This is a genomic window from Rhodanobacter aciditrophus, assembly GCF_050026795.1.
In the GTDB taxonomy this organism is placed as follows: Bacteria; Pseudomonadota; Gammaproteobacteria; order Xanthomonadales; family Rhodanobacteraceae; genus Rhodanobacter_A.
On record NZ_JALBWP010000008.1, the window covers coordinates 270,567 to 286,061 of the forward strand.

General features: G+C 70.3%; 14 protein-coding genes and 1 riboswitch. Of the genes, 9 read left to right on the plus strand and 5 right to left on the minus strand.

Annotated elements, in window-relative coordinates:
- Positions 1-10 precede the first annotated feature (10 nt).
- A complete protein-coding gene (locus tag ACQGNW_RS03005; protein WP_426661579.1) occupies positions 11-934 on the minus strand; it encodes a LysR substrate-binding domain-containing protein in 924 nt (307 codons plus the stop codon).
- Positions 935-1,036: 102 nt separating this feature from the next.
- On the opposite strand from ACQGNW_RS03005, the gene ACQGNW_RS03010 reads away from it, so the two are divergent.
- The 4 genes from ACQGNW_RS03010 to ACQGNW_RS03025 all read left to right on the plus strand — a co-directional run bounded on the left by ACQGNW_RS03010 (position 1,037) and on the right by ACQGNW_RS03025 (position 3,054).
- Complete coding sequence (locus ACQGNW_RS03010) at positions 1,037-1,243, plus strand: hypothetical protein (RefSeq protein WP_426661580.1); 207 nt, start codon at positions 1,037-1,039, stop codon at positions 1,241-1,243.
- A gap of 47 nt (positions 1,244-1,290) precedes the next feature.
- Complete coding sequence (locus tag ACQGNW_RS03015) at positions 1,291-1,755, plus strand: cupin domain-containing protein (RefSeq protein WP_426661581.1); 465 nt, start codon at positions 1,291-1,293, stop codon at positions 1,753-1,755.
- Positions 1,688-2,002 carry a hypothetical protein gene (locus ACQGNW_RS03020; protein ID WP_426661582.1) on the plus strand — a complete coding sequence of 105 codons (315 nt, stop codon included), beginning with the start codon at positions 1,688-1,690 and terminating at the stop codon, positions 2,000-2,002. Before ACQGNW_RS03015 ends, ACQGNW_RS03020 begins: the two co-directional genes overlap by 68 nt.
- 104 nt (positions 2,003-2,106) lie before the next feature.
- Complete coding sequence (locus tag ACQGNW_RS03025; protein WP_426661583.1) at positions 2,107-3,054, plus strand: aldo/keto reductase; 948 nt, start codon at positions 2,107-2,109, stop codon at positions 3,052-3,054.
- On the opposite strand, the gene ACQGNW_RS03030 is transcribed toward ACQGNW_RS03025, so the two are convergent.
- The gene (locus ACQGNW_RS03030) at positions 3,055-4,152 is read right to left on the minus strand and encodes a TraB/GumN family protein (protein WP_426661584.1); all 1,098 of its coding nucleotides are present in this window, start codon (positions 4,150-4,152) and stop codon (positions 3,055-3,057) included.
- A 102-nt stretch (positions 4,153-4,254) separates the two neighbouring features.
- Positions 4,255-4,340: riboswitch (ZMP/ZTP riboswitch) on the plus strand.
- A 21-nt stretch (positions 4,341-4,361) separates the two neighbouring features.
- On the opposite strand from ACQGNW_RS03030, the gene ACQGNW_RS03035 reads away from it, so the two are divergent.
- Positions 4,362-4,994 (plus strand): LysE family translocator, encoded by a 633-nt coding sequence (locus ACQGNW_RS03035; protein WP_426661585.1) that lies wholly within the window; start codon positions 4,362-4,364, stop codon positions 4,992-4,994.
- Between the two features lie 57 nt (positions 4,995-5,051).
- Here the strand turns inward: ACQGNW_RS03035 and ACQGNW_RS03040 are convergent, their stop codons facing one another.
- Positions 5,052-7,280: an NADP-dependent isocitrate dehydrogenase gene (locus ACQGNW_RS03040; RefSeq protein ID WP_426661586.1), complete on the minus strand. Its 2,229-nt coding sequence runs from the start codon at positions 7,278-7,280 to the stop codon at positions 5,052-5,054.
- Between the two features lie 204 nt (positions 7,281-7,484).
- Here ACQGNW_RS03040 and ACQGNW_RS03045 point away from each other — a divergent pair, with 204 nt between their 5' ends.
- Positions 7,485-9,479, plus strand: a complete 1,995-nt coding sequence (locus ACQGNW_RS03045) for a bifunctional 2',3'-cyclic-nucleotide 2'-phosphodiesterase/3'-nucleotidase (RefSeq protein ID WP_426661587.1) — start codon at positions 7,485-7,487, stop codon at positions 9,477-9,479.
- A 10-nt stretch (positions 9,480-9,489) separates the two neighbouring features.
- Positions 9,490-10,716 (plus strand): MFS transporter, encoded by a 1,227-nt coding sequence (locus ACQGNW_RS03050; RefSeq protein ID WP_426661589.1) that lies wholly within the window; start codon positions 9,490-9,492, stop codon positions 10,714-10,716.
- A 152-nt stretch (positions 10,717-10,868) separates the two neighbouring features.
- On the opposite strand, the gene ACQGNW_RS03055 is transcribed toward ACQGNW_RS03050, so the two are convergent.
- Both ACQGNW_RS03055 and ACQGNW_RS03060 read right to left on the minus strand, forming a co-directional pair.
- Positions 10,869-12,161 (minus strand): cytochrome c, encoded by a 1,293-nt coding sequence (locus ACQGNW_RS03055; protein ID WP_426661590.1) that lies wholly within the window; start codon positions 12,159-12,161, stop codon positions 10,869-10,871.
- On the minus strand, positions 12,158-12,892 hold the full coding sequence (locus ACQGNW_RS03060; RefSeq protein WP_426661591.1) for a c-type cytochrome: 735 nt from the start codon (positions 12,890-12,892) through the stop codon (positions 12,158-12,160). Before ACQGNW_RS03060 ends, ACQGNW_RS03055 begins: the two co-directional genes overlap by 4 nt.
- Before the next feature lie 393 nt (positions 12,893-13,285).
- On the opposite strand from ACQGNW_RS03060, the gene ACQGNW_RS03065 reads away from it, so the two are divergent.
- Entirely contained in the window at positions 13,286-14,443 is a 1,158-nt protein-coding gene (locus tag ACQGNW_RS03065) for a homoserine dehydrogenase family protein (protein ID WP_426661592.1), read from the plus strand.
- A gap of 38 nt (positions 14,444-14,481) precedes the next feature.
- Positions 14,482-15,438: a homoserine kinase gene (locus tag ACQGNW_RS03070; RefSeq protein WP_426661615.1), complete on the plus strand. Its 957-nt coding sequence runs from the start codon at positions 14,482-14,484 to the stop codon at positions 15,436-15,438.
- Positions 15,439-15,495 lie beyond the last annotated feature (57 nt).

Sequence of the window (15,495 nt, forward strand, 5' to 3'; positions counted from 1 at the left end):
CGAGGGCGCGTCAGGCGACGGTCAGCGGCACGCCAGGCTCCCAGGCGGACATCTGCGCGCGGTAGGTCTCCGCCTCGGCCAGCAACCACTCGCGGAAGCTCTGCAGGCCGCGGTGCTCCTGCGAGCGCGGCGGGTACACCAGCCAGTACGCCTCCTGCACCGGCAGGTAGTTGCGGCCCAGCACCAGCAGCAGGCCGGCGTCGATCAGCGATTTCGAGGTGACCATGCGGCCCAACCCCACGCCGAGGCCTTCCAGCGCCGCATGGCGCGCCGCGTCGATGCTGTCGAAATTTGCCACGCGGCGCGCGGGCAGGCGGCCGCCGAAATTCGCGAACCAGTCGCGCCAGCGGTCGGCCGGGTGCGGATCGCCGAGCAGCGGCCAGTCGCTGAGGTCGTCGCGGCTGGCGTCGCCCATGCGCGCGACCAGCGCGGGCGCGGCCACCGGCGCGATCCACTCGCCGAACAGCCGCTCGCTGTGCAGCCCCGGCCATTCGCCACGGCCATAGCGCAGTGCACAGTCCACCGGCTCGCGCTCGAAGTCCACCAGTGTCGAACCGGACTGCAGGCTCAGTTCCAGCTCGGGGTGCGCCGCCACCAGGCGCGGCAGGCGCGGCACCAGCCAGCTGGACATGATCCCGGGGCTGGCGCTGAGCGTGAGCGCGTCGTGGCGGCGCTCGCTGTAGCGCATCAGCGCGTGCTCGATGCCATCGAAATGCTGGCCCACCGCTTCCAGCAGCCGGCAGCCTTCGGTGGTGAGGGCGACGCCGCGGGGACCGCGCTCGAACAGGCGTCGCTCCAGCCGGTCCTCCAGCTGGCGCATCTGGTGGCTGAGTGCGCTCACGGTGAGGTGCGCCTGCTCGGCGGCGCGTGACAGCTTGCCGTGGCGGGCAACCAGTACGAACTGTTGCAGCAGGTCCAGCGAGAGCCGGGTCATGTTGAATGTCCCTCAAGGCAGGCTTGCGAAGATATCGCTTTTTCGGACTCCTGCCGCGCTTTACCTTGTACTCGTCCCCACCCCACTTGCAAGGAATTCACCATGCGCTCGCCCTTCGTCGGCCTGCTGCTGCAGCACGGCCATGTGCATTCCCCCGAACTCGCCCGCCAGTTGGACCGCGCGGATCAGCGTCCGCTGGGCCTGCTCGGCGCGTTCCGCCGGCTGACCGCGACCGACGCCGAACGCCGCAACTCGTGGCGTGGCACCGCCGGCGGCGCGCGCCGGCTGTTTCCCGTCAACTCGCCGTGAGCGGCGAGGCCGGCGCATCATGGCCGGCCTCGCCGACGGAGCCGCCGATGAACCGCCAGGCCATCAACTTCCAGCAGAAGTTCGCCCTCTTCGCCGAGCCATGGCAGCCCAGGGTCGTCGCCGAGATGAACGACTACCAGTTCAAGCTCGTCCGGCTGCAGGGCGACTTCGTCTGGCACGCCCATGCGGACACCGACGAATGCTTCATCGTCCTCGCCGGCAGGCTGCGCATCGATTTCCGCGACGGCGCCGTCGAGCTCGCCGCCGGCGAGATGTTCGTGGTGCCGCGGGGCGTCGAGCACAAGCCGTTCGCCGACGGCGAGGCCAGGGTATTGCTGGTCGAGCCGCGCGGCGTCGTCAACACGGGGCAGGTGGCCAGCGAGCGCACCGCCCGCAACGACGTCTGGGTCTATGGCCGCCCCGCCCCCCGCACGGGAGAACCCCATGATCTGCCGCATCTGGCACGGCGTCGTGCCGCGCTCCAGCGCCGACGCCTACGCGCGCTTCCTTGAGCGGCGCGCCATTCCGGACTACCGTTCCGTTTCCGGCAATCGCTCGGCCGCCGTGCTTCGACGCGACGAGACCGCTGTCACGCATTTCATGACCGTGACGCACTGGGATTCGGAGGACAGCATCCGCGCCTTCGCCGGCGACGACGTGCTCAAGGCCAGGTACTACCCGGAGGATCGGGACTACCTGCTGGAGTTCGAGCCACTGGTCCAACATTTCGTCGTGACCGCTTCCGACGGTCCCGCCTGAGCGACCCGCCCGGGCAAACGCAGGCAACTGCGGATCGCCGGATTCCGGAAACGATCCGCAGCCGGGCAATGGTGCGCCGGCCGCACCCGCATCAGGAGCCTGCCATGCCACACCGCCCACTCGGCCGTTCGCCGCTCTCCATCGCCCCGCTCGTGCTGGGCGGCAACGTGTTCGGCTGGAGCGTGGACGAAAAGAGGGCGTTCGAGCTGCTGGATGCCTTCGTCGACGGCGGCGGCAACCTGGTCGACACCGCCGACGTCTACCCGGCCTGGGTACCGGGCAACCGCGGCGGCGAGTCGGAAACCATCATCGGCAAGTGGCTGAAGCAAAGCGGCAAGCGCGAGCACGTGCTGATCGCCAGCAAGGTGGCGAAATGGGTCGAGCACCCCGGCCTGTCGCCGATCAACCTCCGCGCGGCGGTGGAGGGCTCGCTCAAGCGCCTGCAGACCGACCGCATCGACCTCTACTTCGCCCACCAGGACGACGCCAGCGTGCCGATGCACGAGACGCTGGGCGAGTTCGCGCGGCTGATCGGGGAAGGCAAGGTGCGCGCGATCGGTGCCTCCAACTTCACTGCCGACCGCGTCGCCGAGTCGCTGGCGGTAGCGAAAGAATACGGCCTGCCGCGCTACGAATGCCTGCAGCCGGAATACAACCTCGTCCGGCGCGCCGGCTACGAGGCGGAGCTCGAACCGCTGGCGCGTGCGGAAGGCCTGGGCGTGGTCTGCTACTACGCGCTGGCCAGCGGCTTCCTCAGCGGCAAGTACCGCAGCACGGCCGATCTCGCCAGGAGCAGCGCGCGCGGCGGCGCGGCACGACGCTTTCTCAACCCGCACGGCCTGGGCGTGCTCGCCGCACTGGATGCGGTGGCCGCCGCGCATCGCGCCACACCCGTGCAAGTGGCGCTGGCGTGGCTGATCGCCCGCCCCGGCCTCACCGCGCCGATCGCCAGCGCCACCAGCGTGGCGCAGCTCGAGGAACTGCTGGGCGCGCTGTCGCTCACGCTGGGCGCCGACGAGATCACCGCGCTGGACCGTGCCAGCGCGGCCTGATCAGCGCGCGGCGGAACCCGCGGACACGGGCGCCGCACCACCGCTCGCGGCGGGAGCGTCGTCCAACCCGATCGGCGGCTCCACCGCGTAGCCCTGTGCCTTGAGCTTCGCGATGTAGCCGGTGGGCGACAGCAGCTCGTCCATCGGCAGCAGCGCGAAGCTGCTCGCATCGTCCACCAGCGCCTTGCGCGCCGCGGCCAGCCACGCCGCCTGCAGTTGCGCAGGCACGTCGTCGAAGCCGAGCTGGTGCGCGAAACCGGCACTGGTGATCGCGGCGATGCAGGCGTCGCGGCGGTGGCTGTCGGGCAACTGGCGCAGCGCCTGGAGGTCGCCGGTTGCCCAGGCATTCGCGCGCGCGGTCATCGCCGGCAGGTCGTGCTCGATGCTGTCCAGCGTGCGGCTGAAACATTCCAGGTCGCTGGGCGCCGCGACCTTGAACGCCTTGAGCGCCGCGCGCGGCTGCTTGATCTCCACGCGGTATTCCACCGGCGTTTCCGCCACACCGTCGCGCTTCGCCAATGCGGCGACGGCGCCCGGTACGCCACCGTCGCCGCTCAGGCCATTCGCCTTCAGCGCCTTCCTGTAGAGCTCCTGCGCCGCGAACAGCGGTCGCCAGCGTTCGATGCCGCGGTCGTCGCCGATGTATTGCTTCTTCAGCGCCAGCCAGCGCGCGTACGTCGGCGCGTCCATCACCTGGTCCAGTGTCTTGCCGTCGGGGTTCTTGCGCGCGCCGTAGGCCGAGGGCAGCAGGAACAGCTTGCCGAAGAAACCGATGTCCGCCTTCAGCCTGATCTTCGGCTCCAGCAGCACCTGCTGCGACTGCGCCAGCACCTGCTGCACTTCATGCGACTCCCACTGCATGTGCCCCGGCAACGGCGACAGCGTGCCCAGCACCCACAGCACGTGGCCGTCCCTGCTCACCTTCCACAGCCCCGGCCCCGTGACCACGCCGCTGACCACCACCGGCGCCAGCAAGGGCACGTCGGCAGGTACGGGCGGTGGCGCCGCCGTGGTCGCCGAGGACGGCACCTGGGCCGGCGCGGCAAGCAAAACCGGTGCAGCCAGCGCGAAACACAGCAGCGGAATCCAGGGGCGCATCCGGTTCATCCTCGTCATCAATCGCGACTGTGTCGGTTCCGCGATGTTCGCCGCGGCGACGGCAACGGCACTTGAACGGCCGCCATCGCCACGGAATAATTTCCACGTTCGCGTCACTGGCGCCGCGAGAGGGAGCACCCTCGGGGAGCGCGAACAACATACCGCAGCCGCGCGCCTGGGCACTCCTCCTTCTGCCTCGGAGTCGTGCCATGCCCACCACGCCCCATCTGCTTGCCTTCGCGCTGATTGCCCTCGGCCTCGTGCTCACACCGGGTCCGAACATGATCTACCTGATCTCACGTTCGATCTGCCAAGGCCGCGTTGCCGGCCTGATTACGCTTGGCGGCGTGGCGCTGGCGTTCATGGTCTATCTGTTGTGCGCGGCGTTGGGCATCACGGCCCTGCTGTTCGCCGTACCGTACGCCTACGACGCCTTGCGTCTCGGCGGCGCGCTCTATCTGCTCTGGCTTGCATGGCAGGCGGTACGTCCTGGCGGGCGCTCGCCATTCCACGTGCGCGAGCTGGAACGCGTGCAACCTCGCAAGCTCTTTGCGATGGGCTTTCTCACCAACCTGCTCAATCCGAAAGCTGCGGTGCTTTATCTTTCGCTGCTGCCGCAATTCATCAGCCCCGGGCACGGCAGCGTATTCAGCCAAGCGCTGGTGCTCGGCACCACCCAGATGGGCATCAGTCTCACGGTGAACGCAGCCATCGTCGTACTTGCCGGCAGCATTGCCACATTCCTCGGCAGTCGACCACTCTGGCTGGGCGCGCAACGCTGGATGATGGGCACCGTGCTTGCCGGGCTTGCCGTACACATGGCCGTACAGTCCAGGCGTTGAAGCGACAAAACAAACGGGGCGCCGCAGCGCCCCGTTTCGCCAGTCAGCGGAGCTGGCCTACTTCAGCCCTGCCAGCGCCGCATTGAACGTGGCGCTGGGCCGCATCGCCTTGCTCACCCGTGCCATGTCGGGGTGGTAGTAGCCCTTGATGTCGACGGGCTTGCCCTGCGCGCCGTTCAACTCGCCGACGATGGCGGCCTCGTTGTCCGCCAGCGCCTTGGCCAGCGAGGCGAACTTCGCCTTGAGCCCGGCATCCTCGCCCTGCGCGGCGAGCGCCTGTGCCCAGTACAGGGCGAGATAGAAATGGCTGCCGCGGTTGTCGAGCTCGCCCACCTTGCGTGCCGGCGACTTGTTGTTGTCGAGGATCTTGCCGTTGGCTTCGTCCAGCGTCTTCGCCAGCACCTTCACGCGCGCGTCGCCGGTCTTGTCGCCGACGAATTCCAGCGAAGCCTGCAGCGCAAGGAACTCGCCCAGCGAATCCCAGCGCAGGTAGTCCTCTTCGAGGAACTGCTGCACGTGCTTGGGCGCTGAGCCGCCGGCGCCGGTCTCGAACAGGCCACCGCCGGCCATCAGCGGCACGATGGACAGCATCTTGGCGCTGGTGCCCAGCTCCATGATCGGGAACAGGTCGGTGAGGTAGTCGCGCAGCACGTTGCCGGTGACCGAGATGGTGTCCTGGCCCCGGCGGATGCGCTCCAGCGAGAACTTCGTCGCCGCCACCGGATCGAGGATGCGGATGTCGAGGCCTGCGGTGTCGTGGTCCTTGAGGTAACGCTCGACCTTCTTGATGATCTCGCGGTCGTGCGCGCGCTGCGGATCCAGCCAGAACACCGCCGGGGTGCTCGACAGCCGCGCGCGGCTCACCGCGAGCTTCACCCAGTCCTGCACCGGGGCGTCCTTGGTCTGGCAGGCGCGCCAGATGTCGCCGGCTTCCACCTCGTGCTGCAGCAGCACCTTGCCGGACTCGTCGATCACCTTCACCACGCCGTCGGCGGCGATCTGGAACGTCTTGTCGTGCGAACCGTATTCCTCGGCCGCCTGCGCCATCAGGCCCACGTTGGGCACGCTGCCCATCGTGGTGGGGTCGTAGGCGCCGTGCGCCTTGCAGTCCTCGATCACCGCCTGGTACACGCCGGCGTAGCAGCGGTCGGGGATCACCGCCTTGGTGTCCTGCTGCTTGCCTTCGGCGTCCCACATCTTGCCGGAGTCGCGGATCATCGCCGGCATCGAGGCGTCGATGATCACGTCCGAAGGCACGTGCAGGTTGGTGATGCCCTTGTCGGAATTCACCATCGCCAGCTGCGGGCGCCTGGCGTACTCGGCCGCGATGTCGGCCTTGATCGCCGCCTGCGTCTCCACCGGCAGGCTGCCGAGGCGCGCGTACAGGTCGCCGATGCCGTTGTTGGCGTCGAAGCCGGCCTGCTTCAGCGCGTCGGCGTGCTTCGCCAGCACGTCCTTGTAGAACTCGCCCACCACCACGCCGAACATGATCGGGTCGGAGACCTTCATCATGGTGGCCTTGAGGTGCACCGAGAACAGCACGCCCCTGGCCTTGGCGTCGGCGACCTGCGCGTCGATGAAGGCGGCCAGCGCGCGGCGCGACATCACCGCCGCGTCGAGGACCTCGCCGGCCTTCAGCGCGACTTTTTCCTTCAGCACCTTGCCGGAGCCGTCCTTGCCGAACCATTCGATCCTCACCGCGGTCGGCGCGTCCGCCACCACGGACTTTTCGCTGCCGTAGAAATCGCCGTCGTCCATGTGCGCCACGTGGGTCCGCGAATCCGCGCTCCACGCGCCCATCTTGTGCGGATGCTTGCGCGCGTAGTTCTTCACCGAGAGCGGCGCGCGACGGTCGGAGTTGCCTTCGCGCAGCACCGGGTTCACGGCGCTGCCCTTCACCTTGTCGTAGCGCGCCTTGGCGTCCTTCTCGGCGTCGTTCTGCGGCGTGTCCGGGTAGTCCGGCAGCGCGTAGCCCTGCGCCTGCAGCTCCTTGATCGCCGCCTTCAGCTGCGGCACCGAGGCGCTGATGTTCGGCAGCTTGATGATATTCGCGTCCGGCGTGGTGGCCAGTTTGCCGAGCTCGGCGAGGTGGTCGCCGATCTTCTGGCCGTCCTTGAGGCGGTCCGGGAACTGCGCCAGGATGCGTCCGGCCAGCGAGATGTCGCGCGTCTCCACCGCGATGCCCGCGGTGGCGGCGAACGCCTCCACGATCGGCAGCAGCGACGCCGTGGCGAGGAACGGCGCTTCGTCGGTGAGGGTGTAGATGATCTTCGGCGTGTCGGACATGGTCGGCGGGACTCTCTGACGGCGATGGGGGAATGGCGCGAAGCCAGCGCGCCATTGTCGCGGTTTCCCGCGTGGGCGGCAAAGCGCCGCGTCATGCCGCAGCGCATCGCACCGGCATCGCTCCAGTCGCGATGCGGTGCGGCCTGCCCGTTCGTCACATCGTTCTGCTAGCGTGCCGGCTTCATGCACATATGCGATCCCGTCATGTTCCCTCGTCGCACCAGCCTCGCCCTGCTCGCCACCGCCCTGCTCGCCGGCTGCGCCCGGCAACCCGTGCGCACACCCGCCCTGCCCGACGGCACGCACGCCACGGTGGCGATCCTGGAAACCACCGACATCCACTCCAACATCCTCGGCTACGACTACTACAAGCAGAAGGCCGACCCCACGCTGGGCTTCGACCGCACCGCCACCCTGATCGGCGCGGCGCGCAAGGAGTTCCCGAACCACTTCCTGTTCGACAGCGGCGACACCATCCAGGGCTCGGTGCTGGCCGACTGGCAGGCGCAGGTGCAGAAGATGCCCTGCGACCGCGAGCTGGCGATCTACCGCGCGATGGATGCGGTCGGCTACGACGGCGGCACCATCGGCAACCACGAGTTCAACTACGGGCTGGGCTGGCTCTCGCAGGTCACCGGCACGCCGATGGACGTGGACGGCGGCGCGCGAGGGCGCTGCGACGGCCCGCATTTCCCGCTGGTGCTGGCGAACGTGGACAGCGCGCGCGACGGCGCGCCGATCTTCAGGCCGTGGACCATCGTCAGCAAACCCATCGCCGTGCAGTTGCCGGACGGTCGGACGGAGAACGTGCCGCTGCGCGTGGCTATCGTCGGCTTCACCCCGCCGCCGATCCTTGAGTGGGACAGGCAGAACCTCGCCGGCAAGGTCACGGTGGACGGCGTGGTGGAGGCGGCGAAGAAGTACTTGCCGCAGATCCAGGCGCAGCATCCCGACCTGGTGGTGGCGATCGTGCACGGCGGCCTCGACACCGCGCCGTACACACCCGCAATGGAGAACGCCGGCTGGCACCTCGCCGGCGTGCCAGGCATCGACGTGATGCTGCTCGGCCACTCGCACACCGAATTCCCCGGCCCGCGCTTCGCGCACATGAAGGACGTGGACGACGTGCGCGGCTTCGTGCGCGGCGTACCCGCGGTGATGGGCGGCTTCTTCGGCAAGGACCTGGGCGTCGTCGAGCTGGCGCTGGATCGCCGGGACGGACGCTGGATAGTCGACAAGGGCCGCACGCACAGCGAGGTGCGGCCGATCTGCAGCAAGCCTGGCGACGCCGCCAGCTGCGTGGCGTCCGACCCCGCCATCGCGCCGCTGGTGGCCAAGGTGCAGCAAGCCGCGGTGGCCTACGTGAACACGCCGATCGGCCGCAGCGAACTGCGGCTGTCCAGTTATTTCGCCGACGAGGGCGACATGACGGCGCTGGCCGTGGTCAACGCCGCGCAACGCGACTACGTGCGCACCGAGCTGCCGCGCCTGCATCCGGAGCTCGCGAACGTGCCCGTGCTCTCCGCCGCCGCCGCGTTCCGCACCGGCTTCGGCGGCCCGGACGACTACACCGACGTGGCACCCGGTCCGCTCACCCTGCGCAGCGCGGCAGATCTCTACTTCTACCCGAACACGCTCGCCGCGGTGCGGACCGACGGCGCCGGCGTGAAGGCCTGGCTGGAGGAATCCGCCAGGCGCTTCCAGCACATCGATCCGGCGAAGAACGCGCCGCAGGCATTGATCAACACGCACTTCCCCGGCTTCAACTTCGACCAGATGCAGGGCGGCATCCATTACGTCATCGACGTCTCGAAACCGGCGGGCCAGCGCATCGTGTCGCTCACCTACGAGGGCAAGCCGGTGCGGCCCGACCAGCCCTTCATCATGGTCACCAACAACTACCGCGCCAGCGGCGGCGGCCGCTTTCCCGGCCTCGACGGCAGCAACATCGTGCTGGCCGCGCCCGACGGCACGCGCGAGATCGTGGCGCGCTGGATCGAAAGGCATCGCGCGATCGGCGCACGCGACCTGCCCGCCCGCTCCTGGCGATTCGCCAAGCTCCAGACCGCCGGCCCGGTGGTGTTCACCAGCGCCAGCGGCAAGGCCGGCATCGCGAAGTCCGACGGGCTGGATCATGTCCGCGAGCTGAAGGATCACGGCGACGGCACCGCCACCTACGCGATCGACCTGTCGCGCTGAGCACGCGGCCATGGGCGCCCGCCAGCACGACATGAACGGCTACCCGCGCCCCGGTCCGTGGCGCATCCCGCGCAGCATCTGGGCGCTGGGCTTCGTCTCCATGCTGATGGACATCTCCTCGGAGATGATCCACGCGCTGCTGCCGGTGTACCTGGTGGGTACGCTCGGCATCTCGACGCTGGCGGTGGGCTTCATCGAGGGCATCGCCGAATCGACCGCGTCGATCATCAAGGTGTTCTCCGGCGCGCTGTCGGACTGGCTGGGCCGGCGCAAGCTGCTGGCCGCGATCGGCTACGGCCTGGCGGCGCTGACCAAGCCGGTGTTCCCGCTGGCGCAATCGGTGGGCTGGATCCTGGCGGCGCGCTTCGTCGACCGCGTCGGCAAGGGCATCCGCGGCGCGCCGCGCGACGCGCTGATCGCCGACCTGGTGCCGCTGGGCATGAGCGGCGCGGCGTTCGGACTGCGCCAGTCGCTCGACACCACCGGCGCCTACCTCGGCCCCTTGCTGGCGATCGCGCTGATGTGGCTGGGCAGGGACGACATCCCGCTGGTGTTCTGGGTGGCGGTGCTGCCGGCGGTCGGCGCGTTCGCGCTGATCGCGCTCGGCGTGCGCGAGGCGCCGCGCAGGACCACCGCACGCCCGGCGCGCATGCCGCTGGCGCGCGCCGAGTTGGCGCGCCTGCCGGCGCGCTACTGGTGGGTGGTGGCGGTGGCCGGGGTGTTCACCCTGGCGCGCTTCAGCGAGGCGTTTCTCGTGCTGCGCGCGCAGGAACTGGGGCTTGCGCTGATGTGGATGCCGCTGGTGCTGGTGCTGATGAACGTGGTCTATGCGCTGGCCGCCTACCCGTTCGGGCGGCTCGCCGATCGCGTCGACCGCGGGGCGCTGCTGGCCGCCGGCTTCGGCGTGCTGGTGCTCGCCGACCTGGTGCTGGCGTTGCCCGGCGGCCTGCCCGGCCTGGCCGTCGGCGTGATGCTGTGGGGGCTGCACATGGGCATGACCCAGGGCCTGCTGGCCGCGCTGATCGCCGACGCCGCGCCGGGTTCGCTGCGCGGCACCGCGTTCGGCATGTTCAACCTGGTGTGCGGCGTGACCCTGCTGCTGGCCAGCGTGCTGGCCGGCGAACTGTGGCAGCGCATCGGCCCGCCGGCCACGTTCCTGGCAGGCGCCACATTCACCGCGCTGGCGCTGCTCGGACTGCTCGTGCTGCTCCATCGCCGGCACCTGGCAGGCCGCTGAGCGGCGGTGGATGTCCAGCCCCGCGGCCCGGCCGCGGACGGCTGGCCGCGAATCGCCCGCGGCAGGCGGCCGATTCGCGCAGCCCTGCACCGGCACATGCCGGAGCCGGAATTTTCCGCAAGGGCCGGGTGGAGCCTCCGAGGAGCAAAGACTCAGTCCACCGGCGTGTGGCGCAGGCGGCCCACCTCAGCGGGCCACACCGCGCCGGCACGGTTCGACCAGGACTGGCGGATGTAGTTGACCACCGCCGCCACTTCCTCGTCGCTCAGCTGCTGCGCGAACGGCGGCATCGAATACGGCCGGGGGTTGCCGGCGGTGGCCGGCGCGAAGCCGCCGAGCAGCACGCTGCGCACCGCGTTGGTGGCGGTGGGCCCGGTCACCGAGCTGTTGCCGTCCAGCGGCGGGTAGACGCCGGGCACGCCCTCGCCCTGCTTGCCGTGGCAGGCGGCGCACTGCCGCGCGTAGAGTTCGCCGCCCTGTGCATGGCTGGCCGCCGGCGCGGACGCGGCAGGCGCGGGCGCCGGCCCGCGCGATGGCAAGGCCTGCAGATAGGCCGCCACGGCCCGAAGGTCGGCATCGCTCATGTACTGCGTACTGTGCCGCACCACGTCGGCCATCGGGCCGAACGCCGCGCCCTTCGAGGACTGCCCGGTCTTGAGCAAGTCGACGATGTCCTGGCCACTCCAGCCCGCCAGGCCGCCGCCCGTCTGCGTGCCGAGATCCGGCGCATACCAGTCCTGCGCCGGGATCGTGCCGCCGGCGAGCCGGTGGTCCTTGTCCATGCCGCCCCAGGCGTTGCGCGCGGTGTGGCATTCGTTGCAGTGGCCCAGGCCTTGCACGAGATAGGCGCCACGGTTCCACTGCGGCGACCTGGCCGGGTCGGGCCGGTACACGCCCGGCGTGAAGTACAGCGCGCGCCATGCCAGCAGGCTGCTGCGCACGCTGTAGGGAAACGCAAGGCCCGGTTCGCGGTCGGGCTGGTGCACCGGCGGCAGCGACTTCAGGTAGGCGAAGATCGCCAGCGCATCGTCGCGGGTCACCCGGGTGAACGAGGTGTAGGAGAACACCGGGTACAAGGGTTCGCCGCGGCGGCCCTTGCCTTCGTGCAGCGCGCGCCAGAAGTCCTCGAAGCTCCAGCGGCCGATGCCGGTGTCCGCGTCGGGCGTGATGTTGGGCGCGGGCACATCGCCGAATGGCGTGGCCAGCAAGCGGCCGCCGGCATAGCGCTGGCCGCCGCGCGCCGTGTGGCAGGCGGCGCAGTCGCCCACCGTCGCGAGGTAATCGCCGCGCGCGACCAGTGCGGGATCGCGCAGCTTCGCGGCCTCGGCCTCGAGTTGCGCGGCCGGCGCCTGGCGCACGCGACCGGGCGCGAGCAACCACCAACCGAGCAGTGCCGCCCCGGACAGCACCAGGACCAGGATGCCGCGTCGCCACCAGCGTTTCATGGACTCACCCCGTTCTTGCCCAGCACGCACCAGCCCGGCAGCGGCTCGCGCTGCGCGTCGGCTGGCAAGGGACGCATGTCGGCGGGCGGCGGCTGGCCGGCCAGCCATGCGGCCACCGCGACCACGTCGTCGCCGCTCATGCGATTGGCCACCACCACCATGCAGCCGGGGCCATCGGTGAGGCGCTGGTGCGTGCGCCACGCATCGAGCTGGGCGTCGATGTAGGCGTAGGACAGGCCCGCCAGGCCCGGCACCATCGGTTCCACGCCGGTCAGCGTGCCGCCGTGGCAGCTCTCGCAGGACGGCACGCCGCGGCTGGGGTCGCCATGGCGGACCAGCAGCTCGCCGCGCCGCAGTGCCGCCGCCGATACCGCGGGCACCGGCTGCCTGCGGTACGGCACCTGCTGCGCGGCGAAGTAGTCCGCGATCTGGCGCAGGTAGTCCGGGCTCAGCTGGCGCACCACGTATTCCATCGCCGCGTGGTGGCGCTGGCCGGCCTGGAAGGACTCGAGCTGCTGCAGCAGGTAACCGGCCGGCTTGCCGGCCAGGCGCGGCACTTTCGCGTCGCCCGGCAGGCCTTCGCCGTGGCCACCGTGGCAGCTGGCACAGGCCGCCACGCGCTGCTGCATGGAATCGGGAACGTCCGTCGCGGCGACTGCCGCACCGGTGCCGGACGCAAGCAACACGACGCCGGCGCGGAACAGCCAGCGCAAGGGGAGGGGGAAGTTCATTCCCGCCATTGTAGTTACGCATGCCCCCACCGGACCGCGAAAACGGACCATCGCGACAACCTGCCGCGGTGGCGTGCCGCTGCCGGCATCGCGGAACAGTTGCAAATGCACCTGTTGACTGCAGTGCAACATCGGCCTTAGTGTCAGTGCCATGTCGCCGCTTTCCGCCCTCGTCCGCATGATTTCCGCTCCGGCTGCCGCCGGGCGCATGCCGTCGTGCGCGGGCGACATCGCCAGCAGCATTACCACCACGATTACCACCGGTACCGGTACCCGGTCCGGGCGGAGTGTCGTGCGTAGCTGAGTTTTCCCACGCAACGGCCCGCCCTCGACGAGGCGGGCCGGCACACACCGACGCGCCAGACAGGACGGGCCTCCAACGGAGAGGCCGTCGTGATCACCTGTGCACCCGAGCAAGTCCCGCTTCATCCCCTGCCACCGCTGGCGGTGCCGCGCGCCGGCACCACCGTTCGGCGCACGCTGGCGGTGGGCGTGATCGGCCCCGGCCGGGTCGGCAGCGCCTTGCTGGAACAGCTGCGTGCGGCGCAACCGCGGCTGGCGCGCGACCTTGCGCTGGAACTGAAGCTGTGCGGCGTGGTGGCCAGCAAGCGCATGTGGCTGGACTGCGACGACGCCGAACTCAACGGTCGCCACGGCGGCGCGCAGATCTGGCGGCCGAACGATCTGGATGCGTTCGTCGCGCACGTGCGCGGCGACGAGGCGGAGGGGCGTCACGCGCTGCTGATCGACTGCAGCGCCAGCGAGGCGGTAGCCGCGCACTATCCGCGCTGGCTGGCCGCCGGACTGCACGTGGTGACACCGAACAAGCTGGCCGGCAGCGGTCCGCTGGAACGCTGGCAGGCGATCCGCGCCGCCTGCGCGGGCGGCGCGCGCTTCCGCTACGAGGCCACCGTCTGCGCGGGCCTGCCGGTGGTGCAGACCCTGCGCGACCTGCTCGACACCGGCGACGAGCTGCTCGCCGTGGACGGCATGTTCTCCGGCACGCTGGCATGGCTGTGCAACCGCCATGACGGCCGCCAGCCGTTCTCCGCACTGGTGCGCGAGGCGCACGCGCTGGGCTATACCGAGCCCGATCCGCGCGAGGATCTGTCCGGCCTCGACGTGGCGCGCAAGCTGGTGATCCTGGCCCGCGAGGCCGGCTGGCCGCTGTCGCTGGAACACGTGGCGGTGGAGAGCCTGGTGCCGGCCGCGCTGGCCGCCCTGTCGCCGGATGAATTCATGCAGCGCCTCGACGAACTCGACGCGCCGCTGGCCGCGAAACTCGCCGCGGCACGCGCCGAAGGCGGTGTGCTGCGTCATGTCGCCAGCCTCGACCGCCACGGCCACGCCAGCGTGAAACTGGCGGTGCTGCCGGCCACGCATGCCTTCGCGCACAGCCGGCTCACCGACAACGTGGTGCAGTTCACCACCCGCCGCTACTGCGATAATCCGCTGCAGGTGCAAGGCCCCGGCGCCGGGCCCGAGGTCACCGCGGCCGGCGTGTTCGCCGACCTGCTGCGCATCGCCGACTCGCTGGGGGTGCAGGCATGAGCGCCCACGCCGACGCCCTCGCCCCGTTGCAGGAACCCATGCGCGCACGATCACCACGCCTCGACCACGCCACCGCCTTCGCCCCCGCCTGCGTCGGCAACGTCGGCGTGGGCTTCGACATCCTCGGCCACAGCATGGCCGGCGCGGGCGACCGCGCCGAAGTGCGCCGCATCGACGCGCCCACCGTGCGCATCGCGGCGATCCACGGCTGCACGACCGCGCTGCCCACCGACGCCAGTGCGAATACCGCCGGCGCCGCGCTGCTCGCGCTGCGCAAGGCACTGGGACTGCAGCACGGCTTCGAAATCACCCTGTACAAGGGCATCGCGCTGGGCTCGGGCATGGCCGGCTCGGCGGCTTCCTGCGTGGCGGCGCTGGTCGCCGCCAACGCGCTGCTGGAGACACCGCTGCCGCGCGAGGCGCTGTACGGCTTCGCCATGGACGGCGAGGCGGTGGCCAGCGGCGGACGCCACGGCGACAACGTGGGCCCGCAGCTGGTCGGCGGCCTGGCGCTGTCCACGCACGACCGGCTGCTGCGCATCCCGGTGCCTGCCGACTGGCATTGCGCGCTGGTACATCCGCATTTCGTGCTGGAAACGCGCCGGGCGCGTGCCGCGCTGGCCGGCAACTATGCGCTGGGCGAATTCGTGGCGCAGAGCGCGAACCTCGCGCTGCTGCTGGCCGGCTGCTTCCGCGGCGACGCTGCACTGGTGCGCGATGGGCTGAAGGACGTGCTGGTGGAACCGCGCCGCGCACCGCTGGTGCCGAACTTCGCCCGCGTGAAGCAGGCGGCGCTCGACCATCGCGCGCTGGGCGCCAGCATCTCGGGAGGCGGCCCCAGCGTGTTCGGCTGGTTCGAACATCGCGCCGAGGCCGTGGCGGCCTCTGTCGCGATGCAGGCAGCCTTTGCCGAGGCCGGATTGGACAGCGACGCGTTTGTCGCACCGATCGACGGGCCGGCGGCGGCGCTGGTGGACGACGAGATGGAGGCATGAGCCGCGCGCTTCATCTCCCGCTTCGCTTCGGGGGGATGGTCGGGGTGGGAGTCGGAT